The organism is Meiothermus hypogaeus, from assembly GCF_003574035.1.
In the GTDB taxonomy this organism is placed as follows: Bacteria; Deinococcota; Deinococci; order Deinococcales; family Thermaceae; genus Meiothermus; species Meiothermus hypogaeus.
The window spans coordinates 1-24313 of record NZ_QWKY01000007.1 but is presented as its reverse complement, the minus strand read 5'-3'; the positions used below and the strand labels follow the sequence as shown (position 1 = coordinate 24313).

Below are 24313 nucleotides of genomic sequence, written 5' to 3'. Positions count from 1 at the left end.
GTGAGCCAGACGGTGTTTCTTGTGGGCAAGCTGCTGGATGGCGCGGGAGGGGTGATTGAGCAGGGCTTTCTACTTATGGAGAACAACCGTATCGCTGCCCTGGGGCGAAAGGCCGATTTGGGCGAACTTCCGGCCAACACCACGGTTGTCAACGCTCCACACAGCACCCTGCTGCCAGGGCTCATTGACAGCCACGTTCACCTGGCCTACTCGGGCGCGATTGAGTCGAGGGCCTTCCGCACCGAGGCCAGCGAGATGAGCTACCCACTATTGGCACTGCGGGCAGCCAAGCATGCTCGAGAAACCCTCGAGTGGGGCTACACCGCGGTGCGCGACCTCAACGCCCCCGGCGGGGTGATTATTGACCTTGCCAGGGCCATCCATGCGGGCTACGTGGTGGGGCCTCGAGTAGTGGCCTGCGGCCTGGGCCTCTCTATCACCGGCGGGCACATGGATAAAGGCGGCTGGGGTGACCACGTAAGCCTCGAGGGCATGACCGCCCCCTGCGACGGTCCCGACCAGTTCCAGCGCGGCGTGCGTGAGCAGGTCAAGCGCGGTGCGACCTGCATCAAAATCAACCTTTGTGGCGGTTCCTTCCGCGACTGGGCAACTCCCTGGAAGCAGGAGATGACCGATGCCGAGATCGAGGCCGCCATTGACGAGACGCACCGGCTCGAGAAAAAGGTGGCTGCTCACACCTCGGGCGGGCCGTCGGTGACCACAGCCGTTCGGATGGGTCTGGACAGCGTGGAGCACGGGCGCTGGCTCGATCAGGAGTGCGTCGAGGCAATGGCCGAGAAAGGTACATACTACGTGCCCACCCTGCTGGTGCAGGAAAACCACTTCGAGCACTCCTGGGAGTTGCAGGGCGTGAACGAACAGGGCAGAAGGTGGCTCGAGCTGGGCCGAGAGGCCATGTGGGAGAGCCTGATGCTGGCCAGGGCTGCTGGCGTGAAATGCTCCACCGGCACCGATGCAGGCTTCATGCTCCCGCACGGCAGCGTAAATGCACGAGAAATCGAGCTGTTTGTGAGGGGTGGTTTCACACCGCTGGAGGCCATTACCGCTGCTACCAAGCACGGCGCGGAGCTGCTGGATTTGGACGAGGTGGGAACGCTGGAGGTGAGCAAAATTGCAGACTTGCTCCTGGTTCAAGGGGACGTATTAGCAGATGTCCGTATCCTACAAAAACAAGAAAACCTGCGGGTGTTCAAGGATGGAGTGGAGTTGGTGCGGGGTGGTTAAACGGCTTGAGTCGGCAGGTGTGAAAGCCGATTTGCAACCACAGTCGGTTCCTTACTTGTGGGAGGGGTTTGGCGCGGGGTCAAAAACGGTAGCTTTCATTGGTGCGCCTAAGTCAACTCATTACCCCTCTTCCCCGGTCTTCTCCCATCAAAGGAGCGAGGTTAAAGGCTCAGGAGTTTCAGCGCTATGACCAAAGTTGAAATTGCTCACAACCGTTACTACAACTATGCCGAACTGACGACCCACCTGCACGCACTCACTGCAGCCTTCCCACACCTCTGCAAGCTCTCCTCTATCGGCAAAACCTTCCAGGAGCGTGACATTTGGCTGCTCACCATCACCAACTGGGAAACCGGATCCGATACCGACAAGCCCGCCTACTACATTGACGGCCACATCCACGCCGAGGAACATGCCACCAGCGCCACCGCACTCTACGCCGCCTGGTACCTACTGCATCAGTACGGCAGCGACCCCAAGGTGACGATGTTGCTGGATGAGCAGGTGTTTTACATCCTGCCCCGTCTCAACCCGGATGGTGCCGAGTTCTCGCTGGCACACCCATTCCGCTGGTGTGGTAATGGGCGCTTCGTACCCGGAAGCGAAGACGAACGCACCAAAGGTTTGTACCAGAGCGACCTCAACGGAGATGGCTACATCGTGCAGATGCGTGTGCCCGACCCCGCCGGCGAGTGGAAAATCAGCAGCAAAGACCCCCGGGTGATGGTGCAGCGCGAACCAGGGGAGTTCGGCGGGCAATACTACCGCCTCTACCCCGAGGGCCTGATTCCCGATTACGACGGGGTGGAGGTGGAGATCGAACCCACCCGCGACGGCAACCTCAACCGCCAGTTTCCGGCGGGCTGGATGCCCGAGACCGTCCAGTACGGTGCGGGTTTGTATCCGGGTTCGGAGCCCGAGTCCAAGGCGCTGATTGATTTCATCCTGGCGCATCCCAACATCTGCGGGATGAACTCCTTCCACACCCACGGTGGGGTGCACCTGCGCCCTTCCACCACCAAGTATGACCATGAGCTAAGCCCACGGGATCTGACCCTGTTCAAAGACCTTGCCAACGTAGCTCTGAAAACCACCGGCTACAAGACCATCTCCTCCTTCCAGGATTTCACGCCCGACAAATCCAAGCCCAGGCGCGGCACGCTAAAGGACTGGGCTTTTGAGGAAATGGGAATTCCCGCCATCGCCACCGAACTCTGGGACATTGAGGTGGCCGCAGGCATCGAGAAGGTGGCCTTCTACAACCTGCGCCCCCGCGACGAGGACACCCTGGTTCGTATGGTGCAGTGGGTCTGGGAGCACCACGGCGAAAAGGGCTGGCGCGAGTGGGAGCCCTTCGACCACCCACAGCTGGGCAAGGTGGAAATTGGCGGGCTGGCCGAGATCTGGGTGCTGCGAAACCCACCAGGGCACATGCTCGAGGAAATCTGCCACAAAAACACCCTGTTCTGCCTGGAACACGCCGCTGCCAGCCCACGCCTGCGTGTGCGAGGCTCGAGCGTCGAAAAACTGGGAACCACAGCCGACGGCGCCAACCTGCTCAAAATCTCGGCGGTCATTGGCAACGACGGCTACCTGCCCAGCCACCTCACCGACACCGCCCTCGAGCGCAAGGTCGCCAAGACCGTGAAGGCGGAGTTGCGTTTGGAGAACGCTGAACTGTTGATGGGCGATGCAGTCGCTGATGTGGGCCACCTGGCGGGCCGCAACGGACGCAAGTACCCGTGGTCGCCCTGGGGTGAGCGGTGGCAGCGTACCGCCCGCAAAACTGAATGGCTGGTCAAGGCCCAGCCCGGCGCCAGGGCGACCATCGTCGTTCAGAGCGAGAAAGGGGGCAAACAGGTTGCAGAAATCCCCCTGTCGTAGCGTCAAGCGGTGACTCATCCGTCTTCTACCCCATGCAGATTGAATGGTCAGTCCGTTTCGGAATCAATGAAAGGAGCAAAAAATGTCCCTCTCTGGCGTACATGTCATCATGCCCACCCCATTTGATGGGGCGGGCAAGCTCGACCTCGAGTCCCTGCACACCCTCACCCATTTCCTGATCGAAAAAGGTGCCAACGGCCTGGTGGTGCTGGGCGTGATGGGCGAAGCCTCCAAGCTGGGTGAGGCCGAACAAGAAGCCATCATCCGCGAGACCGTACAGGCTGCCCAGGCCCGGGTTCCGGTCTTTGTGGGCAGCGGCGCAGGCGGTACCGACCTGGCCATTCAAAAGTCGGCCAGGGCAATGGAATTGGGGGCTTCGGGACTCCTGGTTGCGCCGCCACCTGTGCAGAACGACACGGTAATTTTCAACTACTACCAGCGCATCAACGACGCGGTGGGAGCGCTGATCATCCTGCACGACTACCCGGTGAGCACCGGCATCCTGCTGAGTGTTCCCCTGGTGACCCGGCTGCACAGCGAACTCGAGCACGTTCGGGTCATCAAGCTCGAGGACACCCCCACTGGCCCCAGAACCAGCGCCCTGCGCAAGCTGAATCCCCACCTCTCCATCCTGGGCGGGCTGGGCGGGCTGTACATGCTCGAGGAACTCGAGCGCGGGGCCAACGGCATCATGACCGGCTTCTCCTACCCCGACATCCTGCAAGCCATTTACACCGCCTACACCTCGGGCAATATCTCACTGGCTCAAAAGATTTTCTACCAATCCTGCGCCATGATGCGCTACGAGTTCCAGCCCGGCATCGGCATTGCGCTCCGCAAGGAGGTCTACCGTCGGCGCGGTGCCATCCGAAACGCCTACGTTCGCCACCCCGGCACACAGGTCGACGAAACCATGCAGAAGGAACTCGAGCAGATTCTGGAGTTCTCCAGGCTCGAAGACCTGATTGCATCGCTTAAGACAGGAGAAGTTAGCCTATGAGCCTCCCGCCCCGCCCCCAACTCTCCATCACCCATAACCGCTACTTCGACTACGACGAATACACCCGCCTCCTGCACGACCTGGTAGCCCGTCACCCCCACCTGGCCCGCCTCCAGAGCCTGGGCAAGTCCCACCAGGGCCGCGACATCTGGCAACTCACCCTGAGCGACTTTTCGACTGGCCCCGACTCGGAGAAGCCCGCTTACTACATCGACGCGCAAATCCACGCCGAGGAACACGCTACTAGCTCGACGGCGCTGTACGCGGTGAACTACCTGCTCGAGCGCTTCACCCACGACCCCGAGGTTACTCGGCTGATGCAACGCATGGCTTTTTACATCCTGCCGCGCATAAACCCCGATGGCGCGGAAATCTGCCTCAAGACTCCCCACCGCTGGTGCGGCAATGGTCGCTACAGCCTGGGCCAGGACGAGGTGACCCGGGGCCTGCACCAGTGGGATGTGGACGGCGACGGGCACATCGTTTTCATGCGTAAACGCGACCCGAATGGCGAGTGGAAGGTCTCGCAGAAAGACCCGCGTATCCTTGTCCAGCGCCAGCCCCACGAAGTAGGAGGTGAGTACTATCGCCTCTACCCCGAGGGCTTGATTCCAGACTATGACGGGGTGGAGCCGGATATCGAGCCGCCCCGCGACGGCAACCTCAACCGCCAGTTCCCAGCCAACTGGTCGCCGCACGAGTACGGCGCAGGCGACTACCCTGGCTCCGAGCCCGAGGCCAGGGCCGTGATTGACTTCATCCTGGCACACAAGAATATCTGCGGGATGAACTCCTATCACACCCACGGCGGGGTGATTCTCCGGCCTAGCGCGGTGAAGTACGACCACCAGATGTCAGCCCGCGACATTACCCTCTTCAAAGACCTCGGTGCGGTGGGGACGGAAATCACCGGTTATCCAGTGATTTCGATTTTCGAGGACTTCACCCCCGACAAGACCAAGGCCCGCCACGGCTCCCTCACCGACTGGGCCTACGAGCAGATGGGCATCCCCATCTTTGGCACCGAGCTATGGGACATCGAGCGCGAGGCGGGTCTCGAGAAAACCCATTGGTACGGCATCCGCCCCCGCACCGAGGACGAGCAGATCAAAATCCTCGAGTGGATCACGCGCAACGTGGGCGAGTGGGCTTTCTTGGACTGGAAGAAGTTCAACCACCCACAGTTGGGCGAGGTCGAGATTGGAGGGATGTTAGAGGTCTGGACCTTCCGCAACCCGCCCGGGCATCTGCTCGAGGAGATGTGCTACCGCAACGTGAAGTTCTGCCTGGCTCACGCTGCCAGCAGCCCGTTCCTGGAGATTTCTGAGGCCAGTGCTACCCTCCTGGCCGAGGGGGTTTACCGGGTGCGTGCCATAGTGCGCAACACCGGCTACCTCCCCACCAACCTGACCGACGTGGCCATTGCCGAGGGCTTCGCCAAGACCGTGCAAGTCGAACTTTTGGGCGCAACCGTGCAGGGCGCAGCCAAACACGACCTCGGCCACCTAGCAGGCCGCAATGAGCGCAAGTCCACCTGGTCGCCCTGGGGCAACCAGTGGAACCGCACCGCCAAGCCTGTGGAATGGACGGTGAGCGCGGCGGCGGGGACGACGGTTGAAGTGATAGCGAGAAGCGAGAAGGGCGGAACGGTACGCCGCAAAATCACCTTGTCCTAGCCGTAAGAACGAGGGCCCTTCATCCAAGCATCCTCGCTACTTACTTTGAATGGCCACTCAAAGGGCGAATGTAGATGCAAATGTAGATGCAAAAGAGACCATGAGACCTACCGCATCGAACTGACCTTTGAACCGAAGAATCTAATGCCTTATAAGTGCACCCTACGTATCAAGCTTTGCAACACATCAAATTCGAAGCATACACGTACCGAAATCGAAGTTGAGCGGATCGCCAGATACAGTACTCACACCGCAAGTTGCAAAGCGCAACCCATATAAACAACACCCCAGCATGACAGAAGAATCAAAAAAAGGAGAACACTATGCCCGAAGCCCCCCACTGGAAGTTTCAGAAAATCATCAAGCCCATGTTTGACCTGCCCAAGGAGCACCTTCTGTTGCGCGGACGGGTACTGACCTGTGACGGCGAGGAACGAATTGAAGATGGCATAGTCGAGCTGCAAGACGGAAAAATTATCGCTGTCAGCACCGCCTCCGACTTTGGCACCCGGCAATCCGATGCTTATCAAACGGGCGGAACCATCCTGCCAGGCCTCTTTAACTCCCACGCCCACCTGGCCTGGGACGGCATCCACGACCTGGCCCACCAGTCCATCTACGACGCTCCCGAAATCTCGGCCTACAAGAGCGCGGGCAACATGCTCCTGAGCCTGCGGGCGGGCATCACCACTGTGCGCGACCTGGGGATGCACAACACCAACCTGTTTGCCAAGCAGGCCGTGGAGCAGGGGATTTTCCCCGGCCCCAGGGTGTTGGCATGCGGGGCGGCGATTGTGCAGACCGGCGGCCACACCTACTGGGCCTGCCGCGAGGCCAGCGGGGCCGACGAGATGCGGCGGGCCGTGCGTGAGCAGGTGCGCGGCGGCGCCGACCTGATCAAGATCATGGCCTCACACGACCTCAACGAGTTCACCGACGAAGAGCTGGCCGCCGTGATTGACGAGACCCACCGTAATGGCCTTCCCATCACCGCCCACGCCACCTTCAACTCGGTCATCAAGCGCGTGGCCGAGTTCGGCGTGGACTGCATCGAACATGGCGGCGATATGACCGACGAAACCATCGAGCTCATAGCAAGGAAAAACATCCCTATTGTCACCACCTTCGCACCGCTGGTGATGCAGAGCCAGCCCGAGCTGGCCCGGAAGTACAACGTACCCGAGTGGAAGATCGAGGAACGCCAGCGAGCCGTAGCCAGTGGGGTGCGTTTCGCGGGACTGGTCAAAGCTGCCCAGGCGGGCATCACCATCGGGTTTGGCACAGACAGCGGTTCTCCGGTAGTGCAGCACGACGTGGTAGCCCCCGAGATGGCCTTCATGATCAAGTTGGGCGTGAAGAAGGATGCCTACGATGCGCTGCGCTCGGCGACCAGCGTGGCAGCGAAGATCAACCGCCTCGACACCAAGCTGGGGTATTTGAAGCCAGGCTATCTGGCCGATGTGATTGTGGTGGACGGCCAGCCCGACCACTACATTGAGGACATTGCCAAGGTGAAGATGACCTTTGTGGGAGGGCGGCGGATGGTGTAAAAAAATGGCTCCCAGGTGGGAGCCATTGTTGGTGCGCAGCGCTAGCCTCTGGCCGCTTCCAGGCTGCCGTAGTGCGTCCACCAGGGCTTGGCGCCCTTAGCCAGCACTTCGTTGAGCATCTGGATATTCTTTACACCCTGGTCGGCAAGCCAGTCTTCCAGGGCCGCCAGCCCTTGCTTGGCATAAACCGGAATACCATCCTGCCAGGTAGCCCGCCCACACAACACCCCGCTGAAGGGCACCCCCGCTTCGGCGGCCATCTCGAGCGACTCGCGGAAGACTGCATCGCTCACCCCTGCCGAGAGATAGATAAAAGGCTTGCCGGCAGCGCTGGCGGTGTCCTTGAGGAACTGCAGGGCCTGGGCCCGGGTGTAGGCTTCCTCGCCCTTGAAGCCCAGGGTACCGCTGGTGTAGGCGATGTTAAAGGGCAACTCAACCTTGAGCACATCCACGCCATAGCGGTCTTTGGAGAACTCCTCCATGTACATGGCCACATAGCGGGGCTTGGCTTTGGCCAGCTCGAGGCCCTCGCCCAGCTGGTCGTTGTAGGCGATGGGCTCGAGGAAAAACGGCATCTCCAGGGCCGCGCACTCGGCCCCTACCCGCTCGATGAAGGCGTGCTTAATGGTGTTGATTTTGGGGTCGTCTTCGGGGTTGTAGTAGAGCAGAATCTTGACCGCATCGCCGCCCGCTTCCTGAATGCGCCGTACGCTCAGGTCGGGCAGCAGGTCGGGCAGGCGGCCTGAAGTGCTGGTGTCGTAGCCCGACTTTTCATAGGCCAGCAGAACGCCAGTGCGGGGGGCTTTGTGCTTTAGAGCGGGCAGGCCGTACTCGGTATCAATCAAAATCGCCGAAGCATAGGGGGTAAGGATTTTGACCACGGCGGTTTTGAACTCGGTGAGTTCGGCATCGCTCACCTCCGCCCCTCTGGCCTTGGCAATGGCCTTGCGCAAGGAGCCGCGCTGATCCATTGCGGCAGCCGCAATTACGCCATGGTCGTCGGCACAAGCCTGAATCCGATCAAACTTTCCTTTGCTCAGTCCCATAGTTATCTCCATCCTCAAGTCTACCCTAAAGGCCGCTACAAACTCGCCTGGCGGATGGGCTTACAGGACGCCAAAGTCCAGGATAAACTGCTCCCATAGCCGGGCCCTGTCATCCCTGGAGGAAACATGCTGATTGTCGCCGGAGAAGCTCTGATAGACATGACCCCCACTGCCCACCATGGCGCTACTGCTTACGTCCCGCATCCCGGTGGTTCCCCGTACAACGTAGCCATGGGAGCGGGCCGCCTGGGCACGCCCACAGCCTTTCTGGGGCGAATATCGCGCGATGCCTTTGGGCAGTTGCTTAGACGCCACCTGGCCGAGAGCAAGGTAAGCCTGGAATATGTCAAGGAGGGCCAGGAGCTCACCACCCTGGCCCTGGTAACCCCTTCCGAGTCGGGCGAGTTTTTTTCGTTCTACTGCGAAAACACCGCCGACCGCTTGCTCTACCCCGAAGACCTGCCCACCACCCTCCCCCCCCAGGCGGCCCTGCACTTTGGCTCTTACTCGCTGGTGCTGGAGCCCGGTGCCTCGAGCCTCGAGCGCCTGATGCGGCGCGAGGCCCGGCGGCGACTGATCACCCTTGACCCCAACGTGCGGCCCTTTCTAATTCCAAACCGCGAGGCCTACCTCGAGCGGCTTTCGGGCTGGCTCGAGCAGGTCGATCTGGTCAAGGTCAGCCAGGCCGACCTCGAGTGGCTCTATCCGGGCGAGAGCCTGGAAAGCGTTGCCCAGGCGTGGCAGAAACAGGGCCCGGTATGGGTCATCGTGACCCGTGGGGGCCAGGGGGCTTTTGCCGTTCGCGACAAGGAAATTATTCGAGTCCAGGCTCCCCAGGTTCAGGTGGTGGATACGGTGGGCGCCGGGGATGCCTTCATGTCCGGCACCCTAAGCTGGCTGTGGCAGAGTGGGGTCTGGGCCAGGGCTGCACTGGAATCCCTGAGCAGCGAACAAATCACAGCCCTCCTCCACTTTGCGGCCCGCGTGGCGGCCATTACCTGCACCCGGGCCGGAGCCAATCCGCCCTGGCGAGACGAGCTGGCGTAGCCAAAGGCTTAGAGCCGGTACTGCTCCTCGGAGACCTGTTCCAGCCAGTCCGTGCTGACCCCATCCACCGCTGCCTGAATCGCCAGATGGGTCATGGCGTGGGTTGCGCTGGCCCCGTGCCAGTGCTTCTCGCCAGGGGCAAAGTAGATGGTGTCGCCCGCTTTCATCTCCCGCACCGGCTCACCCCAGCGCTGGAACCAGCCAATCCCGGCCTCCACGTGCAAAACCTGCCCTTTGGGGTGGGTGTGCCAGGCCGTGCGGGCGCCGGGCGCAAACATCACCCGCAGCACATGCAGGTGCATGGGCGCCGGAGTGACCACCAGCTCGCTCAAATAAACCGTTCCGGTAAACCATTCAGGCTTACCCTGTCGGGTGGGGGCCTGGGGCACAAAGGTTTTCCATGGGTTTTCCATAGCTCAATTTACCGCCGATGGTCTATAGTCCATAGCTGGTAGCCAGTGGCAGGGAAGCAGAACAAGCCTCTCTGTTGTGGGGGGGGCTGTTGCGAGGAGCAATCCAGGTAGGGCGTGCAAGGCGAATAACCGATGCCCACCGCAAGCACTTCGCATTTAGCTGGTCTTTGCACAACGCCCTCGAGTACGAAGATCCAGTCCAGGCTCGAGCTGGCCTTTGGCCTGCGACTCGAGACCTGCGACAGGGCGTTAGTATTCTTCGACGGGGTACCAGGTTTGTTCCAGGGAACACCCTCAGAAAGCCCGCTCGTACTGCACCGGCCAGACCTTAGCGCCCAGGGCTTGTGCGGCGCGGTAGGGCCAGTAGGGCTCTCGGAGCAGGGCCCGGCCCAGGAGAATCAGGTCGGCCTGCTGGGCCTGAAGAATGGCCTCGGTTTGTAAGGGCTCGGTCAGGAGGCCCACCGCGCCTGTGGATAAGCCTGTGGACAACCGAACCTGGGCCGCAAAGGGCACCTGGTAGCCAGGCCCCACTGGAATTTTTACGCCCGGAATGGCCCCGCCCGAAGAACAGTCCAGCAAATCCACGCCGCGTTTTTGCAGTTCCTTCGCAAACGCCACCGTGTCGGCGATGTCCCAGCCCCCTTCCACCCAGTCGCTGGCCGAGACCCGCACGAAAAGCGGCAACTCCTCCGGCCAGACCGCTCGCACCGCCTCCACAACTTCCAGGGGGAAGCGCATGCGGTTTTCGCGGCTGCCCCCGTAGCGGTCGCTGCGGTGGTTGGTGAGGGGCGACAGGAAGGAGTGCAGCAGATAGCCGTGGGCCATGTGCAGTTCAATCAGTTCAAACCCCGCCGCAAGGGCCCGCCGGGCCCCCTGCTGGAAAGCCTGGCGTATCTGCTCCAGACCCGTTTCGTCCAGTTCCTGCGGCACCGGCCAGCCTTCATGGAAAGCCAGGGGGCTGGGGGCTACCGGCGTCCAGCGGTGCAGGGGTTTGCCGCCCTGCCAGGGGCTGGCCGTACCGGCCTTGCGCCCGGCATGGGCGATCTGGATACCCGGTACTGCTCCTGCCTCCCTGATGCGCCCGGTTAGCTTTTTTAGCCCCGGTACGTGCGCGTCCGACCAGATGCCTAGGTCATCCGGGCTGATCACCCCCCGGGCCTCCACCGCCGTGGCTTCCACCATAATGAGCCCCACCCCGCCCACCGCGCGGGTGAGGTAGTGCAGCAGGTGCCACTCGGTCACCTGCCCCTCCTGGGCCGAGTACTGGCACATGGGGGACATGGCCAGGCGGTTTTTGAGGGTCACCGAACGCAGCTTCAAGGGGCTGAACAGCAAGCTCATAGCGCGGATTCTACGGCCTGGGGCAAGCCAATTTGTGGAATTCCATACATAACGCTTTTTCTTCACCAGGCTCGTGATACGATAGACAGGCCGGGAAGGAAAAAGTTATACTAAGTACAAGAAGTTTTTGTAAGGAGGTGAACCAACGCCGAAAGCTAAAAGCCGCAAGCCCGAAGCGAGTTGTTTTTCTGGCCTGGGGCCTTTAGCCTTCCGCCTTCCGCCATGCCGATTGACTTCAGCCTCACAGACGAACAAAAGGAACTGCAAAAACTAGCCCGTCGCTTTGCCAAAGAGCAGATTGCCCCCATCGCCGCCGAGTACGACGCAAAAGAGGAGGTGCCCTGGGGGGTGGTGGAAAAGCTCCACGAGGTGGGCCTGCTGAATGCCATCATCCCCGAGGCGTACGGGGGCCTGGGGCTGGGGATGCTCGAGGAGGTCATCATCGGGGAGGAGCTGGCCTGGGGCTGTATGGGCATCTACACCATCCCCATGGCCTCCGACCTGGGCATCACCCCCATCCTGCTAGCCGGCACCCACGAGCAAAAGCAGCGCTTCTTCAAAAAACTCACCGAGAAGCCGGCCCTGGCAGCCTTTGCCCTCTCCGAGCCGGGTAACGGCTCCGATGCCGCCGCTCTACGCACCCGGGCCGTGCGCGAGGGCGACCACTACGTGCTCTCCGGCACCAAAACCTGGATTTCCAACGGCGGCGAGGCCGAAACGGTGGTGGTTTTTGCCACCATCGCCCCCGAACTGCGCCACAAAGGGGTGATTGCCATCGTGGTGGAGAAAGGCACCCCCGGCTTTACCGCCCACAAACTGCACGGCAAGATGGGCCAGCGGGCCAGCGGCACCTATGAGCTGGTCTTTGAAGACTGCCGGGTGCCCGCCGAGAACCTGCTGGGCCAGGAGGGCGATGGCTTCAAGATTGCCATGCACACCCTGGACAAGACCCGCATCCCGGTGGCGGCGGGCAGTGTGGGGGTGGCCCGGCGGGCTTTGGAAGAGGCCACCAAGTACGCCAAGGAGCGCGAGGCCTTTGGCAAGCCCATCGCCGAGTTCCAGGCCATCCAGTTCAAGCTGGCCGAGATGTTGATGGGCCTCGAGACCGCCCGCGCCTACACCTACTACGCGGCCTGGCTGACCGACCAGGGGCTGCCCCAGGCCCACGCCGCTGCCATTGCCAAGGCCTATGCCTCGGAAATGGCCTTCGAGGCGGCCAACCAGGCCATACAGATCCACGGCGGCTTTGGCTACATGCACGAGTACCCGGTAGAAAAGCTTTTGCGCGATGTCAAGCTGAACCAGATTTACGAAGGTACCAACGAAATCCAGCGGCTCATCATTGCGCGGCATATTTTGAGTCAATAGTCTATAGCCGATGGTCTATAGCCAAAAACATTTCTATGGATAAACAGCGCAAAGCTCGGCCACTAAGCAGCAACGGCTTTTTTGGATTTGAGCAGCTCGAGGTTTACCATCTGAGTGTGGCCTTATCGGTGCAGGTCTACCAGCTCAGTGAAGCTTTCCCCGAAAAGGAGCGCTTTGGTCTCACCAGTCAACTAAGACGAGCTGCCAATTCGATTGCGCTGAACATTGCCGAGGGGAAAGGGCGCAGTAGCGACAAAGACTTCTGTCGCTTCCTGTATCAGGCTCGAGGTTCCTTACTCGAAACTGTCTGTTCGCTGCACCTTGCCGTTGAGCTCGGCTTTTTGCAACAGGCCGCAGTTCAACCCCTTTACGATCAAGCCAGCACCTTAAATGGTAAGCTCAACGCCCTGCTCAAAAGCCTAGACACCAACTTTAATCGAACCCTGACGATAGACCATGGACCATAGACTATAGACCCTTTGGAGGCATAAGATGAAATTCATAGCAGTCATCCGGCAAGTACCCGACGGCGAGTCCCGCCTCAAGATCGAGGGGGGCCAGGTAGACCTCTCCGGGGCCACCATGATCCTCGACCAGATGGACGAGTGGGCGGTGGAGGAAGTCATCAGGCTTCAGGAGAAGCACGGCGGCGAGAGCGTGGTGGTGGCCATGGGCCCAGAGCGCTTCGAGGAGGCCATCCGCACTGCCCTTGCCATGGGCATTGACCGGGCCGTTCATCTGGTCGCCGAGGGCTACACCGACCCCATCACCCAGGCCGAGGCCCTGGCCGAGGTCATAAAGGCCGAAGCCCCCACGCTGGTCTTCACCGGCGGGCAGCAGGCCGATTGGGATGCTCAGGCCCTGGGACCGGCCATAGCCGAGGCGCTCTCCTGGCCAGTGGTGAGCTGGACCACCCAGATCGAACTCGAGGGCGATTCTCACGCCAAAGCCAAGCACGACCTCGACGAGGGCGCCGAGGTGGTGCGCGTGGCCTTGCCCGCCGTCTTCACCAGTCAGCAGGGCCTCAACGAACCCCGCTACCCCACCCTACCCGGCATCATGAAGGCCAAGCGCAAGGAGCTAAAAAAGGTGCCCGTCAGCACCAGCAGCAAGGTGGCTATTGTGGAGCAAACCATCCAGGAACGTACTCGCCTGAACAAGGTGCTGGACGGCAAAGACCCCGTGGCCGCCGCGCACGAGCTGGTCAAGCTGCTCCACGAAGAAGCCAAGGTAATTTAGCCGATAGCGCATAGCCGATGGTCAATCGCTTTTTCGCCATCGGCCATCCCACACATCTGGAGGTTGCATGATCCTTGTAGTTCTAGAACACGACGGCCAGCGCATGCGCAAGGGCGCTCTGGAAGCCATCAGCCGGGCCCGGCAGCTTGCGAGCCTGGGCCCCATTGCAGGCGTGGTGATTGGCGAAAACACCCAGGCCGTGGCCCAGGAGGCCGCCCAGTACCTGCCGGTGGTCTACGCTGCCGAGGTAGGGCCCTACACCGCCGAGAAGTGGGCCGAGGCCGCCCATGCGGCAGTGCAAAAGAGCGGCGCTAAAGTGGTGATTGCTACCGGAAGCCGCCAAAGCCGCACCTGGACGGCCCGGCTGGCCTACAGGATGAAGGCCGGGCTGCTGGAAGACACCCTGGAAACCAGCACCGACAGCCAAAGCATCATCGGCACCCGCTATAGCTTCCTGAACCGCGTCACCGAGCGCCAGCAGGCCCCCTTGCCGGTGGTCTTTACGGCCAAGCCCAACACCACCCCCCTGGCCGAGCCAGAGGGCAGCGGCACGGTGGAGACCCTCGAGGTACGCATTCCTGCTGGGGTAGAGGTCCTGGAACGCGTAGCCGAGCAGAAGAAAGGGGTCTCGCTGACCGAGGCCACCGTGGTGGTTACGGGCGGACGCGGGCTGGGCAGCCCCGAGGCTTTCGCAGGGGTGGAGGAACTGGCCAACGCCCTAGGCGCAGCGGTGGGCGCGACCCGCGCGGTGGTGGATGCGGGCTGGCGGCCCTACAGCGAACAGGTGGGCCAGACCGGCAAGACCGTGCAACCCAATGTCTATATCGCCCTGGCGGTTTCGGGCGCGGTGCAACACCAGGCCGGGATGAACAAAAGCAAGTACATCGTGGCGGTGAACAAGGACGCCGAGGCCCCCATCTTCAAGGTTGCCGACTATGGCATTGTGGGCGACGTGCACCAGGTATTGCCTGCGCTTATTGAGGCGGCGAAGAAGTTGAAGGATTGAGCTAGTGACGACTCCCCACTCTGAAGAGCGGGGCTTCTCGGGCATGATGGAACTGTTTGCACAGCGCCCATCCCCGAAGGCTCCGTCCGAGCCCAGAAAGAACCTTGACTCCGTATCGGCAGGCGAGCGCAATGCTTCTAGCTCTGCCACGGGTGTTCGTTTGGAGTTTTACCCATCGGACTACCCGATGGAACCCCCTACTCCAAGTTTCAAGGTGCGCGGGGAACGCTGTCCCCAAGGAGATTGTACAACACATCCACCGCTCACCATGCTGTGTGCTCTCTCGGAGCACGTGGGGGAGTCCATGTATCCCCGGTTTGAAAACTGGGGGATTATAGCTCCCCCACACCCCCTCCTTTTTCTAATAACGGATTCAAAAAAGATAGAGCGCTCTTTGCATAAAGTGAGCCTCCCGAGAATTTAGAATCCTTTGTCCCAGACAGAACAGTTGCCGCCCCGGAAACTCGAAAACATGCGTCTGAGCCCAGACGCATTCTCGTTTTCGCGGGCGGCAACGTCTGTGAAGGGCATGATTATCGTTAAACCTCCAAACTTCAGAGGCTATCTTTTTGAATCCTAGAGCACCCCCTCCTTGACGGTCAGCGAAGCAAGCGTATCCCTTTCCAAGGGGCGGTATCGCCCCCCGTGCGTGGATAACTTCGGTCGGGTTGGTTCGCCACCATTCGGCGACGAGCCAACCGAATCTGGCATAAATCGCCCGAGTTTTCAGGTAAGCGGAAGAGTGCGAACTCGAGCACGCTCGTCCTCCACCACCAGCACACAGCCCGCCTCGGCTTCCAGGTCTGGTAGGGCTGCCTTGATAGCCTGCCAGACCCTTTCCCCCACTGTTTCCAAACGCAGCGAAGACGTTCGCAGCAACACCACACTTGGTTTAGCTCTCTGGCTCAGGGCTAAAATCGTGTTGAAGTCTTGATCGTGCGTCAAAATCACATAGCCATTGGTTGCGGCCCAAGCCATAACTTCGCTATCGGGCGCGTTGATGGCACCAATATCCGAGCAGCGCAAAGCTTCCAAACCAAGGCTTTGGAAAAACTCAACCCAGCGCGGTGATAAGTTTAGATCCACACAAAAGCTTCACGCAGGATTAACCTCGCGCTCCTCAGCTAGATATGCCACATACTGCAAGATCGCGTCCATAAGAGTCATACCAGATTCGGTTAGTTCGTCACCCTTTGGTGACGAACTAACCCGACCGAAAGGAATGCTCTAGGATTCAAAAAGACGGCCTCTGGTGTTTTTGGTTTTGTAAACTGTCTTTTTGAATCCGGTATCAAAGGGCTTCGGGTAGAAAACGGGCTGGACGAGGGATAAGCCTATTGGCAAAACTCGAGTGGGGCCAACTGACCCCACTCGCCTCTCTTGATGGGCAGCTACTTCACAAAGTTGAAGTTGGCCCGGTAGGTAATGCCGTTGGTGTAGCGCACCACCAGTTGGCGGCAGCTACCGGCCCAGGCTTTCTCGGTTTTCCAGGGGTAGGTGTAGCGGTCTTGCAGGGGGTCGTAGCTGAGGCTCCCCTTGCTGTTGGTGGGGTGAGTGCCGTTCACCGCAGCGGTAGAGCCGCACGGAATCACCTGCCACTTGGGGAACCCTGGCGCAAAGATGTTCAGCCCCTTGTTACCGCCCAGACTGAAGATGAGGGGGATGGTCTGGCCCGAGTTGACGTTGTTGAAGGCCGGGAACGGCGCAATGGGGCCAAAGAACCAGGCCCCCGGAGCAGCCAGGTTCAGCCCCACCACCACCGGGTCGTGGTCGGACACCCGGAACTGGTCGGGGGCGTAGAGCACTGTTTGCAAGTTTGCGGTCTTGAAGTCGGTGTTGTAGTCGAGCACGCTGGGCTCATCGGCGTTGATGTGGTACTCGGCCACCCCAGCAACCTGCGCGTTCAGGGAGGCCGAGGCCAGGGCGTGGTCGAGGTAGCCCCACTGCCCATCGAACACATACGAGTAGGCCCCCGGGCCCAGGCGGGTCTCGAGCAGATTCACAAAGCCCGCATTTTTGAGGGCGGTAATGGGGTCTTCCTGGGCGTAGGCGTTGTAGTCGCCAATCAGGAGCACGTCCGGGTCGGCGATGCCGGTGGGGTGGGTGGCCAGCCAGGCCGCAAGCTGCTGCGCGGCATTGGTACGCACCGCATTGCAGTTGCCCTGCCCGTCGCCCTGGTCGGGCAGGTCGCAGGCCGAGCCCTTGCTCTTGAGGTGGTTCACGTTCACGATGAAAATGGCCCCGTTGTCGTTTTGCTGGAAGGCCTGGGCCAGCGAGGCCCGGTTGCGCGGGGCGCTGTCGCCGCCGTTCACGAAGGCTGTGGTGTTGAGCACTGCCGTCTGGCCCACCGGGGTCACGCGGGCCGGCTTATAGATCAGGCCCACCTTGATGGCATCGGTGCCCAGGGCGTTCACCTGGCTGGTGGCTGCATCGGCGTCGATGAAGGCATAGGTCCCCGGCGCGGTGGCTTCGTTGAGTTTATCCACCAGGAAGGCAATAGCACTGTCGGGACCGTAGCCGTCGTTTTCCATCTCGTTGAAGCCCAGCACATCCGGGTTCATGGCCAGGATGGCCGCGACCGTCTTGGGCCACTGGCGGTTGAACTCGGCCAGGGTATCGGCGCCCCGGCAGTCGGTGGGCACACCCCCCACCCCGTTCGTACAGTTGTCTACTGTGTCCGGCAGCCCGTCAAAGGTATTGAAGAAGTTGAGCAGGTTCATCCCCACCACCCGGAGGGTTCCCCCCACAGCGGGCGAGGTGGTGGGGCGCGGGTTGGCCGCCACAAAGTTCACGTAACCGTTCAAGGCCCCAATAGGTCGCACCCGGTAGGCGTTGCCGCTGGCGGCGTTGCCGGCCCAGGTATAGGTCATCACGCCCACAATGCCTGTGGCCGTGTCGCCCCCGCGCAGGGTGTTGGAGGCGCTCAGGGGCTGCCCATTGCGGCCAAACAGGATGGGGTCGGGGTTCTGGTTTTGCAGGGCGTCATCCAGGATGATGCGGTTGAGGTTGTTCTGAGCTTGCAGGGCATTGGCCGCAGCGCCGGGCGTGGTCACGTGGGTGGGCTGCATCAGCCTGCCGCCCGACGAGAGCACCACCTGCCCAAAGCGCCCCAGCTGGAAGTGCTCGGTCACGTAGAGGGTCTGGGGTAGGCGCACCAGCATGCCCTCGTAGCGCTCGGCATCGGTGGCCGAGGCAAAAGGCAGGGTCACGTCTACAGGTGTGACGGTTCCAGTGCCGCACTTGGTAATGGAGGTCGCACTAATCTGGGTCTGATCCTGGAACTCGCCCGCCGTTCCGGTCACCCGCACCACATCGCCCAGCGAAACGCTGTCGTTGTTGGCGTTGAACACGAAAATGCCGTCGGAGGTGGTGTTATCGCCATCGCCGGTGGGGTCTTGGATATAAAAACCACGCAAGGCCGGGGTAGGGCCTTCATAGTCGCCCACCACCACGCCCCTGGTGACCACGCTGCCGGTAATGGCCGCCGCCAGGCCGCTGCCCTGAATCTGGTAGATGGGGGTATGGGGCAGGTCGCAGGCCGAGACCGGGTTGAAGGCAAGGGCAAAGTTGGCGCTCATGGTGTCGGGGGGGTCGAGGGTATCCACATCCGACACCTGCGCGGCAAAAACCGTGAGGGTACAGCTCTCGCCCGAGGCGAAATCGGCGTTGGGGTTAATGACGAACTGCGTGGAGGTGGCGTTGGCCGAGACCACTGCGTCGGCCACCGTGCGCGTTCCGCTGGCCGAGCAGGCAATTTCAAACCAGTTGCTACTCACGTTCACGGGCTCGCTGAAGGTCAGGGTCAGGTTATCGTTGGGGTTGATGGTACCGCCCGCCGCCGGAACCGAGGCCACCACGCTGGGGGCCGACTCCCCACAAAAATTGCGGGTGGAAGCAGTGTTGCGCGGGCTGGGCACGGCTGCTTCAAAGTCGGCTGCGTTCTGGTCGGTTTCGGTGCAGCCGTTGCCCTTGCGCAGCGCAGCAGTGGTGTTGGAAAGGGTAGGGGCCGCCCCCGAACCCTCGAAGAAGTTGGCATTGCCATACCCAACCAGATCCACGATTTGAGCCAGTTGGGCGGCAGAACAGGGGGTGGAGCCGCCATTACAACCCAGTGGGGCGGTGCTCGAGACGAGCGCCACCTTGCCCGCTGCCGCGGCCATGGCAATCGGGGTGGTATCCACCAAATCCGGCGTCGGCAGGGCCGCCCCCGCCGTGCCCCCCGCCTGCTGCACAAGGTAATACTGGCCTGGTTGTAGGGTCACGTTGGGCAGTTCGGTGAGCTGGGTGCTGCTGGCGCCAAAGTTGCCGGTGCCCGTTGCGCTGGCGTACTGGATAGACCAGCCATCCAGAGAAACCGGCGTGCTCCCACGGTTGAACAGCTCGACAAAGTCGTGGGTGTAGGGGGCCCCGCTGTTGCCACCCCCGCCATACACCTGGCTAATCACCACGCCATCCGAGACGGCCTGAGCGGTCAGTTGGGCCTGGAGTTGGGCAGGCGGGGCCTGGGTGCAGGCTGAGAGCACGATCAAGACCAGCGCTAAAGCACCTATGCGTAGAAATGGCTTCATATTTCCTCCTGGCCGAACTGTATTAACCTACCGTCAGGGCAGTGTGGCGAACAAGCCCAGCCAAAAATAACGGTTAGGCCCAGCCTACCGCAAAGGTGCGTTTCTTTTGACATTACCTTGGCATATCTGCCCAGGTTGTTTCGCTTTACTCGCTGCACAACCAAGAGCGCCGTACAATGACCGGGTGCCGTTGTCTTTGAAGGTGCGGGGCGCGCTTTACTACTTTGGGTTTTGGGGGGCCAATGGGCTTTATCAAGGCTTCCTGGCAGTGCATTTTCGGGAGCTGGGCTTGAGCCCCACACAAATTGGTCTGGCCATTGCGCTGTTTCCACTGTGCAACCTGCTTTTTGGTCCACCGGCGGCCGCCTGGGCCGATGCACGGCAAAAACGGGTGGCGGTACTGATGGCTTCGCTGCTGGCTTTGGCCCTCTCGCTTTTGGGTCTGTATTTTGCCAGGGGCTTTGGGGGGGTATTGCTGGGCATGGCGGCCCTGGGGCTCAGCCTGGCATTGGTAGCCCCGCTGGCTGACAGCCTGATTGGGCGGATGGCCAGCCGAAATGGCCTCGAGTATGGCCGCATGCGGCTGTGGGGCAGCCTGAGCTTTGCCCTGGCGTCCTCGCTGGCCGGGCTGGCCTGGGCCCGGGTGGGGTATGAGGCCATGTTTATCGTGGCGGCAGTCGCCACCCTGCCCCTTATCGCCATAGCTCGCACCCTGCCCGAAATGGCTGCCACAGAAGTCCGAGGAAGCCTGCTCACCACCCTTCATGACTTGTTCCACCACGACCGGGGCACCTTGTTGCTGCTGGGAAGTGTGCTGCTGATGGGGTTTGGGGTGGGCCTGGCAGCCCCTTTTTTGGGTTTGGCCATCCAGGATAGAGGCGGGGCTGCGGCCATGGTGGGGCTTTTGTATGGCACCATCGCGCTGGTGGAGATTGTCACCATGCGCTATGAGCGCAGGCTCTCGCGATGGCTAGGCGACGCGGGGGTATTGATGCTTTCCGCCGGGCTCTACGCCCTGGCCTATGTCGGCATGGCCCTGGCCAACAGCCCGGTGCTGATGCTGGCCTGTGGGATGCTAGTCGGGATGGGCTTCGGCCTGTTTTTCGTGGGTTCGGTACGGATTGTGGACGCCCGTGCCAAGGCCCATCGGGTCAGCACCCTGCAAAGCCTGCGCAACGGGCTGGCCTTTGGCCTGGCCCACCTGATTGCCGGGCCGGTGGGGGGTGCGCTATACCAGGCCCAGGGGCCAGGGACGCTATTTTTGCTGGTGGCCTTTGTTTTTTCCCTGACCTTCTGGTTGCTGTGGTGGGCTCGAGGCGCCATCAACACCCTTCCGCCCCATGCGCTGACCCAAAACAAAACCCCGGCCTGAAAGCCGGGGCGAGGGAGGAGCGCGCTCAGGTCGCTTTGCCTCGAGTATTAATTTTGAATGCCGCCCAGATGGGGCAGAAGTTGAGGGTGGCGGTTACTGCCATAATCACCCCCAAAAGACCAAACACCCAGGCCCAGATGCCGCTGCTACCAAAAAAGGCGATCAGGAAAAACACCACGGCCAGAATGTAGCGAACCAGCCGGTCTGTGCTACCCACATTGGGAACCATAGTTTCCTCCTCGTTAGGGAATGGGCCAATCAATCGCTTATAGGCGCTAGCGCCCCTGGGTTTTGATTGACCCGATTCCACTTATATTCTACCCATCGTGTCGCGGAAAAAACTGTGAACAAAGTCAGACCCGCCCTTGCGTTGCTCTAGGCTTTGCGCTGGGGTACTGGGCAGGTGTTGATGCCCAAAAGGGCGTACAGCGGGCAGAAGCCAATGGCTGCTGTCAGCAGCATGATCGCACCCAGGCCGACGGCCACATAGACCCACACCCCACCGGCCACCGTAAAGGCCAGCAGGAAGAACACCGCTGCCAGCACCAGGCGAATGATCCTGTCGGTTGTACCTTCGTTGGGTTTCATATTCTCCTCCTCTGAGTCGGTGCGTTTGGGTTCATAAATCGCACCGAATCTCTGATCAAAGGGTATACTTCATTTAGTGCTATTTCAATAGCGAAAATAGTGAAAAATAAACCAAGCCCCCTGGAGTCAGCATGAACACCCCCCGTCCCCTGATGGAATACCTCAAACAGCACGGCCCCAGCACCATCAAGGAACTGATGGCGCACCTGGGCCTGAGCGAGACCGCCGTTCGACACCAACTGCACAGCCTAGAAAAAAGCGGCTGGCTGGCGCGGGAACAGCGCCGCGAAGGCAAGGGTCGCCCGGCCACGGTCTACCGGCTGACCCAGGCTTCGGAGGGCCTCTTCCCCAAACGCTACCCCGAGCTTCTGGACGCCGTGCTGGCCGAGGCCGAGCGCGAGGGCCTCATTGAGCGGTTGTTGGACGGGGTGGCTGAAAGCATGGCGGCAGAGCTAAGGCGCAAGCTTCAGGGCCTCGAGGGCCCGGCCAAGCTCCGTGCCCTGCTCACCTACATGGACTACGGCGACATGCTGGGCACCCTGGAGGAAACCCCGGCGGGGTGGGAGCTCAAAGCCTACAACTGCTTGTACTACGCCACCGGACAACGTTTCGAGCCGGTATGCGACCTGCCGCCCAAGGTGATCACCAAGGCCACCGGCCTGCCCGCCGAGCGCCCCTTCTGCCAGCGGGACGGGCATCGGGCCTGCCATTTTCTCATTGCCAAACGTCCCTTATAACAAAAGCATTTTTTGACCCAGCGCTTCACCCTGAAAAATTTATGCTGGGTAGCATATGGCCTCCTGGTTGCGTTCCTGGGTATATTCCGACTCTACAAGCCGCGATTTGCGCATAGATTGGCTGCGGGGCTTTTGCCTGTTCGCGATGGCCATTGACCATATTGGCGGCGAATCGTTTTTGTATGTTTTTTCGGGTCGGCTCAACTTTTACATCAGTGCCGCCGAGGGTTTTTATTTCATCTCCGGCCTCACCCTGGGCATCCTGGCCAGCCGCCAGACCCTGCTGCAATCCCTCGAGCGGGTTCTGTCGCGGCTGCTGGTGCTCTACCGCACAGCGGTTCTGATTGCCCTGGGCTTCATGAGCCTCAGCCTGCTGGGGCTCAGGGTCTGGTACGACCCCTGGGACAAAAAGCAAAACGTACTGGAGTTTGTGGCCGGTGTTTTCACCCTGCAAGATGGCTACAACGGCTCGGAAATTCTGGGGCTTTATGTCTGGTACATGCTGTTCACCCCCCTGGCCTTCTGGCTCCTGTATCGCAGGCAGGGCAGGTGGGTACTGCTGGTTTCGGGAGCGGTGTACATCTTGAGCCAGGTGTTTCCCACCGTGGTCGGGGCCCCCATTGCCTCGATCTTCATGCCGGCAGCCTGGCAAGTTTTGTTTTTTGTGGGGCTGGTAGTAGGCTTCCACCGCCTCGAGCTAGCCCGGTTCTGGGCCCAAAGACCCTGGCTGCGCGATGGCTTGGGGATAGGGGTTTTGCTGACGGCTGCTGCGCTCATTATGGTTCATGCCCAGGGCTGGCTGCCCTGGCTGGATCGTTCGGTACTGGGCGATGCCAACACCGAACCATTGGTATGGCCCAGGCTGCTGTTGGTTGCGCTGTATCTGCAGGCCTTTTATATCCTCATCACCTGGTTCTGGCTGCCGCTTTCCCGTGGGGTGGGCTGGTTCTTAATTCCCCTGGGGTCGGCCTCGCTGTGGACTTTTACCGCGCACCTCATCGCGATGGTTCCGCTCTACAACCTGCTCGACTACTGGGAGGTCACGCAAAACCCCTGGCGGGGCACCGGGCTACAACTGCTGGCCCTGGGGGGCATCTGGGCCTCTATTCAGCTCTACCGCTGGTGGCGCAAGCAAAAAGCCGCCGGTTAGTTGCGGAAGGTATCGCAGCGGTTGGGGTCGCCGCTCTGGAAACCCCGGTTGAACCAGCCCACCCGCTGCTCCGACGAACCGTGGGTGAAGGCCTCCGGCACCACATAGCCCTGCGAACGACGCTGAAGGTTGTCGTCGCCGATGGCGCTGGCCGCCGCAATGGCCCCCTCCACATCGCCAAACTCGAGCAAACCCCGCCGCTGGGCGTAGTGGCCCCAGACCCCGGCCAGACAGTCGGCCTGCAACTCCAGGCGCACCGAGAGCTGGTTGGCCACCGTCTGGCTGCTGCGGGCTTGCTGGGCGCGCACCTTGTCGGAGATGCCCAGCAGGTTCTGGATGTGGTGGCCCACCTCGTGGGCAATCACATAGGCCTTGGCAAAGTCGCTGGTCTGCCCCCGGGTCAGGCGCTCCATCTGATCAAAAAAGCTGGTATCGAGATACACTTTGGCATCGCGGGGACAGTAAAAAGGCCCCACCGCTGCGCTGGCATAGCCGCAGGCCGACTCCACCTGGCCGTCGAACAAGACCAGTTGCGGGGGCCGGTAGCCCTGGATCATCTGCCCCCAGGTGTCTTCCAGGTCGCCCACAATGGAGCGCACAAACTGGCCCTCCCGGTCGTTGGCAGGTGTGTTTTGGGGGGCCGGGGCGGTGGTCACGGGCCCGCCCTGGAGTTGGGAAAGAATATCGGCAGGGTTCACCCCAAACAGCAGCCCACCCAGCAAGGCCAGTATCACCGCTCCTATGCCGATGCCGGCAGGGCCCCCCATGCGGGGGCCGCGTCCCCGGCGGTCTTCCACATTCTGGCTCTTGCGCAGGTCTTCCCATTTCATAAAGCCCCCAATCGTTCTTGAATTTGCCGCAAATGATGCCGCTCGTGATAGACCAGGGTTTGCAGCCAGCCCAGGGCGGTCAGGTCGCCAAAAAAGGGGTGCGCGTAGGTAGGGGGGTGCGACAAACGTTCCCCGCTTTCGGCTACCTCGGCCAGAACGCGCTCGCGCACGGCCTGCATTCGTTCCAACAGGGCCGCACGGGATAGCCCCCCCTTGGGCTCCGTCAGGGGCGGGGCCAAGGGGCGGCCATCGG

Annotated in this window: 22 protein-coding genes; 13 read left to right on the top strand and 9 right to left on the bottom strand. The window is 61.2% G+C overall.

Annotated features, from left to right (window positions below; translation table 11 throughout):
* The 5 genes from Mhypo_RS03130 to Mhypo_RS03110 all read left to right on the top strand — a co-directional run bounded on the left by Mhypo_RS03130 (position 1) and on the right by Mhypo_RS03110 (position 7355).
* Entirely contained in the window at positions 1-1245 is a 1245-nt protein-coding gene (locus Mhypo_RS03130) for a metal-dependent hydrolase family protein (RefSeq protein WP_119339854.1), read from the top strand.
* A 186-nt stretch (positions 1246-1431) separates the two neighbouring features.
* Complete coding sequence (locus tag Mhypo_RS03125) at positions 1432-3129, top strand: M14 family metallopeptidase (protein WP_119339853.1); 1698 nt, start codon at positions 1432-1434, stop codon at positions 3127-3129.
* 82 nt (positions 3130-3211) lie between these two features.
* Positions 3212-4129: a dihydrodipicolinate synthase family protein gene (locus Mhypo_RS03120; RefSeq protein WP_119339852.1), complete on the top strand. Its 918-nt coding sequence runs from the start codon at positions 3212-3214 to the stop codon at positions 4127-4129.
* Positions 4126-5805 (top strand): M14 family metallopeptidase, encoded by a 1680-nt coding sequence (locus Mhypo_RS03115; RefSeq protein ID WP_119339851.1) that lies wholly within the window; start codon positions 4126-4128, stop codon positions 5803-5805. Before Mhypo_RS03120 ends, Mhypo_RS03115 begins: the two co-directional genes overlap by 4 nt.
* A 323-nt stretch (positions 5806-6128) precedes the next feature.
* Positions 6129-7355 (top strand): metal-dependent hydrolase family protein, encoded by a 1227-nt coding sequence (locus Mhypo_RS03110; RefSeq protein ID WP_119339850.1) that lies wholly within the window; start codon positions 6129-6131, stop codon positions 7353-7355.
* Between the two features lie 41 nt (positions 7356-7396).
* Here the strand turns inward: Mhypo_RS03110 and Mhypo_RS03105 are convergent, their stop codons facing one another.
* Entirely contained in the window at positions 7397-8401 is a 1005-nt protein-coding gene (locus Mhypo_RS03105) for a tagatose 1,6-diphosphate aldolase (RefSeq protein ID WP_119339849.1), read from the bottom strand.
* 126 nt (positions 8402-8527) lie between these two features.
* On the opposite strand from Mhypo_RS03105, the gene Mhypo_RS03100 reads away from it, so the two are divergent.
* Positions 8528-9448: a carbohydrate kinase family protein gene (locus Mhypo_RS03100; RefSeq protein ID WP_119339848.1), complete on the top strand. Its 921-nt coding sequence runs from the start codon at positions 8528-8530 to the stop codon at positions 9446-9448.
* A gap of 8 nt (positions 9449-9456) precedes the next feature.
* Here Mhypo_RS03100 and Mhypo_RS03095 read toward each other — a convergent pair whose 3' ends face one another.
* Both Mhypo_RS03095 and Mhypo_RS03090 read right to left on the bottom strand, forming a co-directional pair.
* Positions 9457-9861, bottom strand: a complete 405-nt coding sequence (locus tag Mhypo_RS03095) for a (R)-mandelonitrile lyase (protein ID WP_119339847.1) — start codon at positions 9859-9861, stop codon at positions 9457-9459.
* A gap of 294 nt (positions 9862-10155) precedes the next feature.
* A complete protein-coding gene (locus Mhypo_RS03090) occupies positions 10156-11202 on the bottom strand; it encodes an NADH:flavin oxidoreductase/NADH oxidase (protein WP_119339846.1) in 1047 nt (348 codons plus the stop codon).
* A 222-nt stretch (positions 11203-11424) separates the two neighbouring features.
* Between Mhypo_RS03090 and Mhypo_RS03085 the strand changes: the two genes are divergently transcribed.
* From Mhypo_RS03085 to Mhypo_RS03070, 4 genes are all read left to right on the top strand, one after another.
* Complete coding sequence (locus tag Mhypo_RS03085) at positions 11425-12570, top strand: acyl-CoA dehydrogenase family protein (RefSeq protein WP_119339845.1); 1146 nt, start codon at positions 11425-11427, stop codon at positions 12568-12570.
* A gap of 35 nt (positions 12571-12605) precedes the next feature.
* Positions 12606-13037, top strand: coding sequence for a four helix bundle protein (locus Mhypo_RS03080; RefSeq protein ID WP_119339844.1), 432 nt, complete (start codon positions 12606-12608; stop codon positions 13035-13037).
* 25 nt (positions 13038-13062) lie between these two features.
* A complete protein-coding gene (locus tag Mhypo_RS03075; RefSeq protein WP_119339843.1) occupies positions 13063-13809 on the top strand; it encodes an electron transfer flavoprotein subunit beta/FixA family protein in 747 nt (248 codons plus the stop codon).
* A gap of 67 nt (positions 13810-13876) precedes the next feature.
* Positions 13877-14815, top strand: coding sequence for an electron transfer flavoprotein subunit alpha/FixB family protein (locus Mhypo_RS03070; protein ID WP_119339842.1), 939 nt, complete (start codon positions 13877-13879; stop codon positions 14813-14815).
* 726 nt (positions 14816-15541) lie between these two features.
* On the opposite strand, the gene Mhypo_RS03065 is transcribed toward Mhypo_RS03070, so the two are convergent.
* Together Mhypo_RS03065 and Mhypo_RS18020 are read right to left on the bottom strand one after the other, a co-directional pair.
* Complete coding sequence (locus Mhypo_RS03065) at positions 15542-15901, bottom strand: DUF5615 family PIN-like protein (protein ID WP_119339841.1); 360 nt, start codon at positions 15899-15901, stop codon at positions 15542-15544.
* Between the two features lie 305 nt (positions 15902-16206).
* A complete protein-coding gene (locus Mhypo_RS18020; protein ID WP_147075501.1) occupies positions 16207-19383 on the bottom strand; it encodes an ExeM/NucH family extracellular endonuclease in 3177 nt (1058 codons plus the stop codon).
* Between the two features lie 184 nt (positions 19384-19567).
* Here Mhypo_RS18020 and Mhypo_RS03050 point away from each other — a divergent pair, with 184 nt between their 5' ends.
* The gene (locus Mhypo_RS03050; RefSeq protein ID WP_170148197.1) at positions 19568-20755 is read left to right on the top strand and encodes an MFS transporter; all 1188 of its coding nucleotides are present in this window, start codon (positions 19568-19570) and stop codon (positions 20753-20755) included.
* A 25-nt stretch (positions 20756-20780) separates the two neighbouring features.
* On the opposite strand, the gene Mhypo_RS03045 is transcribed toward Mhypo_RS03050, so the two are convergent.
* Positions 20781-20984, bottom strand: a complete 204-nt coding sequence (locus tag Mhypo_RS03045) for a YgaP family membrane protein (protein WP_119339839.1) — start codon at positions 20982-20984, stop codon at positions 20781-20783.
* Positions 20985-21130: 146 nt separating this feature from the next.
* Complete coding sequence (locus tag Mhypo_RS03040; RefSeq protein ID WP_119339838.1) at positions 21131-21343, bottom strand: YgaP family membrane protein; 213 nt, start codon at positions 21341-21343, stop codon at positions 21131-21133.
* A gap of 131 nt (positions 21344-21474) precedes the next feature.
* Here Mhypo_RS03040 and Mhypo_RS03035 point away from each other — a divergent pair, with 131 nt between their 5' ends.
* Together Mhypo_RS03035 and opgC are read left to right on the top strand one after the other, a co-directional pair.
* Complete coding sequence (locus Mhypo_RS03035) at positions 21475-22080, top strand: helix-turn-helix transcriptional regulator (RefSeq protein WP_119339837.1); 606 nt, start codon at positions 21475-21477, stop codon at positions 22078-22080.
* Positions 22081-22135: 55 nt separating this feature from the next.
* Positions 22136-23230, top strand: a complete 1095-nt coding sequence (gene opgC / locus Mhypo_RS03030; protein WP_119339836.1) for an OpgC domain-containing protein — start codon at positions 22136-22138, stop codon at positions 23228-23230.
* Here opgC and ypfJ read toward each other — a convergent pair.
* On the bottom strand, positions 23227-24060 hold the full coding sequence (ypfJ, locus tag Mhypo_RS03025; RefSeq protein ID WP_119339835.1) for a KPN_02809 family neutral zinc metallopeptidase: 834 nt from the start codon (positions 24058-24060) through the stop codon (positions 23227-23229). The two genes, opgC and ypfJ, sit on opposite strands and share 4 nt — an antisense overlap.
* Positions 24057-24313 (bottom strand): DinB family protein (locus tag Mhypo_RS03020; protein ID WP_147371336.1); only part of this gene is annotated, 257 nt, incomplete at its 5' end. The genes ypfJ and Mhypo_RS03020, both read right to left, overlap by 4 nt.

Bases quoted from the DNA above. Each gene is read 5' to 3' on its own strand.
- Mhypo_RS03125 (WP_119339853.1), top strand. From the start codon at position 1,432: ATGACCAAAGTTGAAATTGCTCACAACCGTTACTACAACTATGCCGAA.
- Mhypo_RS03120 (WP_119339852.1), top strand. From the start codon at position 3,212: ATGTCCCTCTCTGGCGTACATGTCATCATGCCCACCCCATTTGATGGG.
- Mhypo_RS03115 (WP_119339851.1), top strand. From the start codon at position 4,126: ATGAGCCTCCCGCCCCGCCCCCAACTCTCCATCACCCATAACCGCTAC.
- Mhypo_RS03110 (WP_119339850.1), top strand. From the start codon at position 6,129: ATGCCCGAAGCCCCCCACTGGAAGTTTCAGAAAATCATCAAGCCCATG.
- Mhypo_RS03105 (WP_119339849.1), bottom strand. From the start codon at position 8,401: ATGGGACTGAGCAAAGGAAAGTTTGATCGGATTCAGGCTTGTGCCGAC.
- Mhypo_RS03100 (WP_119339848.1), top strand. From the start codon at position 8,528: ATGCTGATTGTCGCCGGAGAAGCTCTGATAGACATGACCCCCACTGCC.
- Mhypo_RS03095 (WP_119339847.1), bottom strand. From the start codon at position 9,861: ATGGAAAACCCATGGAAAACCTTTGTGCCCCAGGCCCCCACCCGACAG.
- Mhypo_RS03090 (WP_119339846.1), bottom strand. From the start codon at position 11,202: ATGAGCTTGCTGTTCAGCCCCTTGAAGCTGCGTTCGGTGACCCTCAAA.
- Mhypo_RS03085 (WP_119339845.1), top strand. From the start codon at position 11,425: ATGCCGATTGACTTCAGCCTCACAGACGAACAAAAGGAACTGCAAAAA.
- Mhypo_RS03080 (WP_119339844.1), top strand. From the start codon at position 12,606: ATGGATAAACAGCGCAAAGCTCGGCCACTAAGCAGCAACGGCTTTTTT.
- Mhypo_RS03075 (WP_119339843.1), top strand. From the start codon at position 13,063: ATGAAATTCATAGCAGTCATCCGGCAAGTACCCGACGGCGAGTCCCGC.
- Mhypo_RS03070 (WP_119339842.1), top strand. From the start codon at position 13,877: ATGATCCTTGTAGTTCTAGAACACGACGGCCAGCGCATGCGCAAGGGC.
- Mhypo_RS18020 (WP_147075501.1), bottom strand. From the start codon at position 19,383: ATGAAGCCATTTCTACGCATAGGTGCTTTAGCGCTGGTCTTGATCGTG.
- Mhypo_RS03045 (WP_119339839.1), bottom strand. From the start codon at position 20,984: ATGGTTCCCAATGTGGGTAGCACAGACCGGCTGGTTCGCTACATTCTG.
- Mhypo_RS03040 (WP_119339838.1), bottom strand. From the start codon at position 21,343: ATGAAACCCAACGAAGGTACAACCGACAGGATCATTCGCCTGGTGCTG.
- Mhypo_RS03035 (WP_119339837.1), top strand. From the start codon at position 21,475: ATGAACACCCCCCGTCCCCTGATGGAATACCTCAAACAGCACGGCCCC.
- opgC (WP_119339836.1), top strand. From the start codon at position 22,136: ATGGCCTCCTGGTTGCGTTCCTGGGTATATTCCGACTCTACAAGCCGC.
- ypfJ (WP_119339835.1), bottom strand. From the start codon at position 24,060: ATGAAATGGGAAGACCTGCGCAAGAGCCAGAATGTGGAAGACCGCCGG.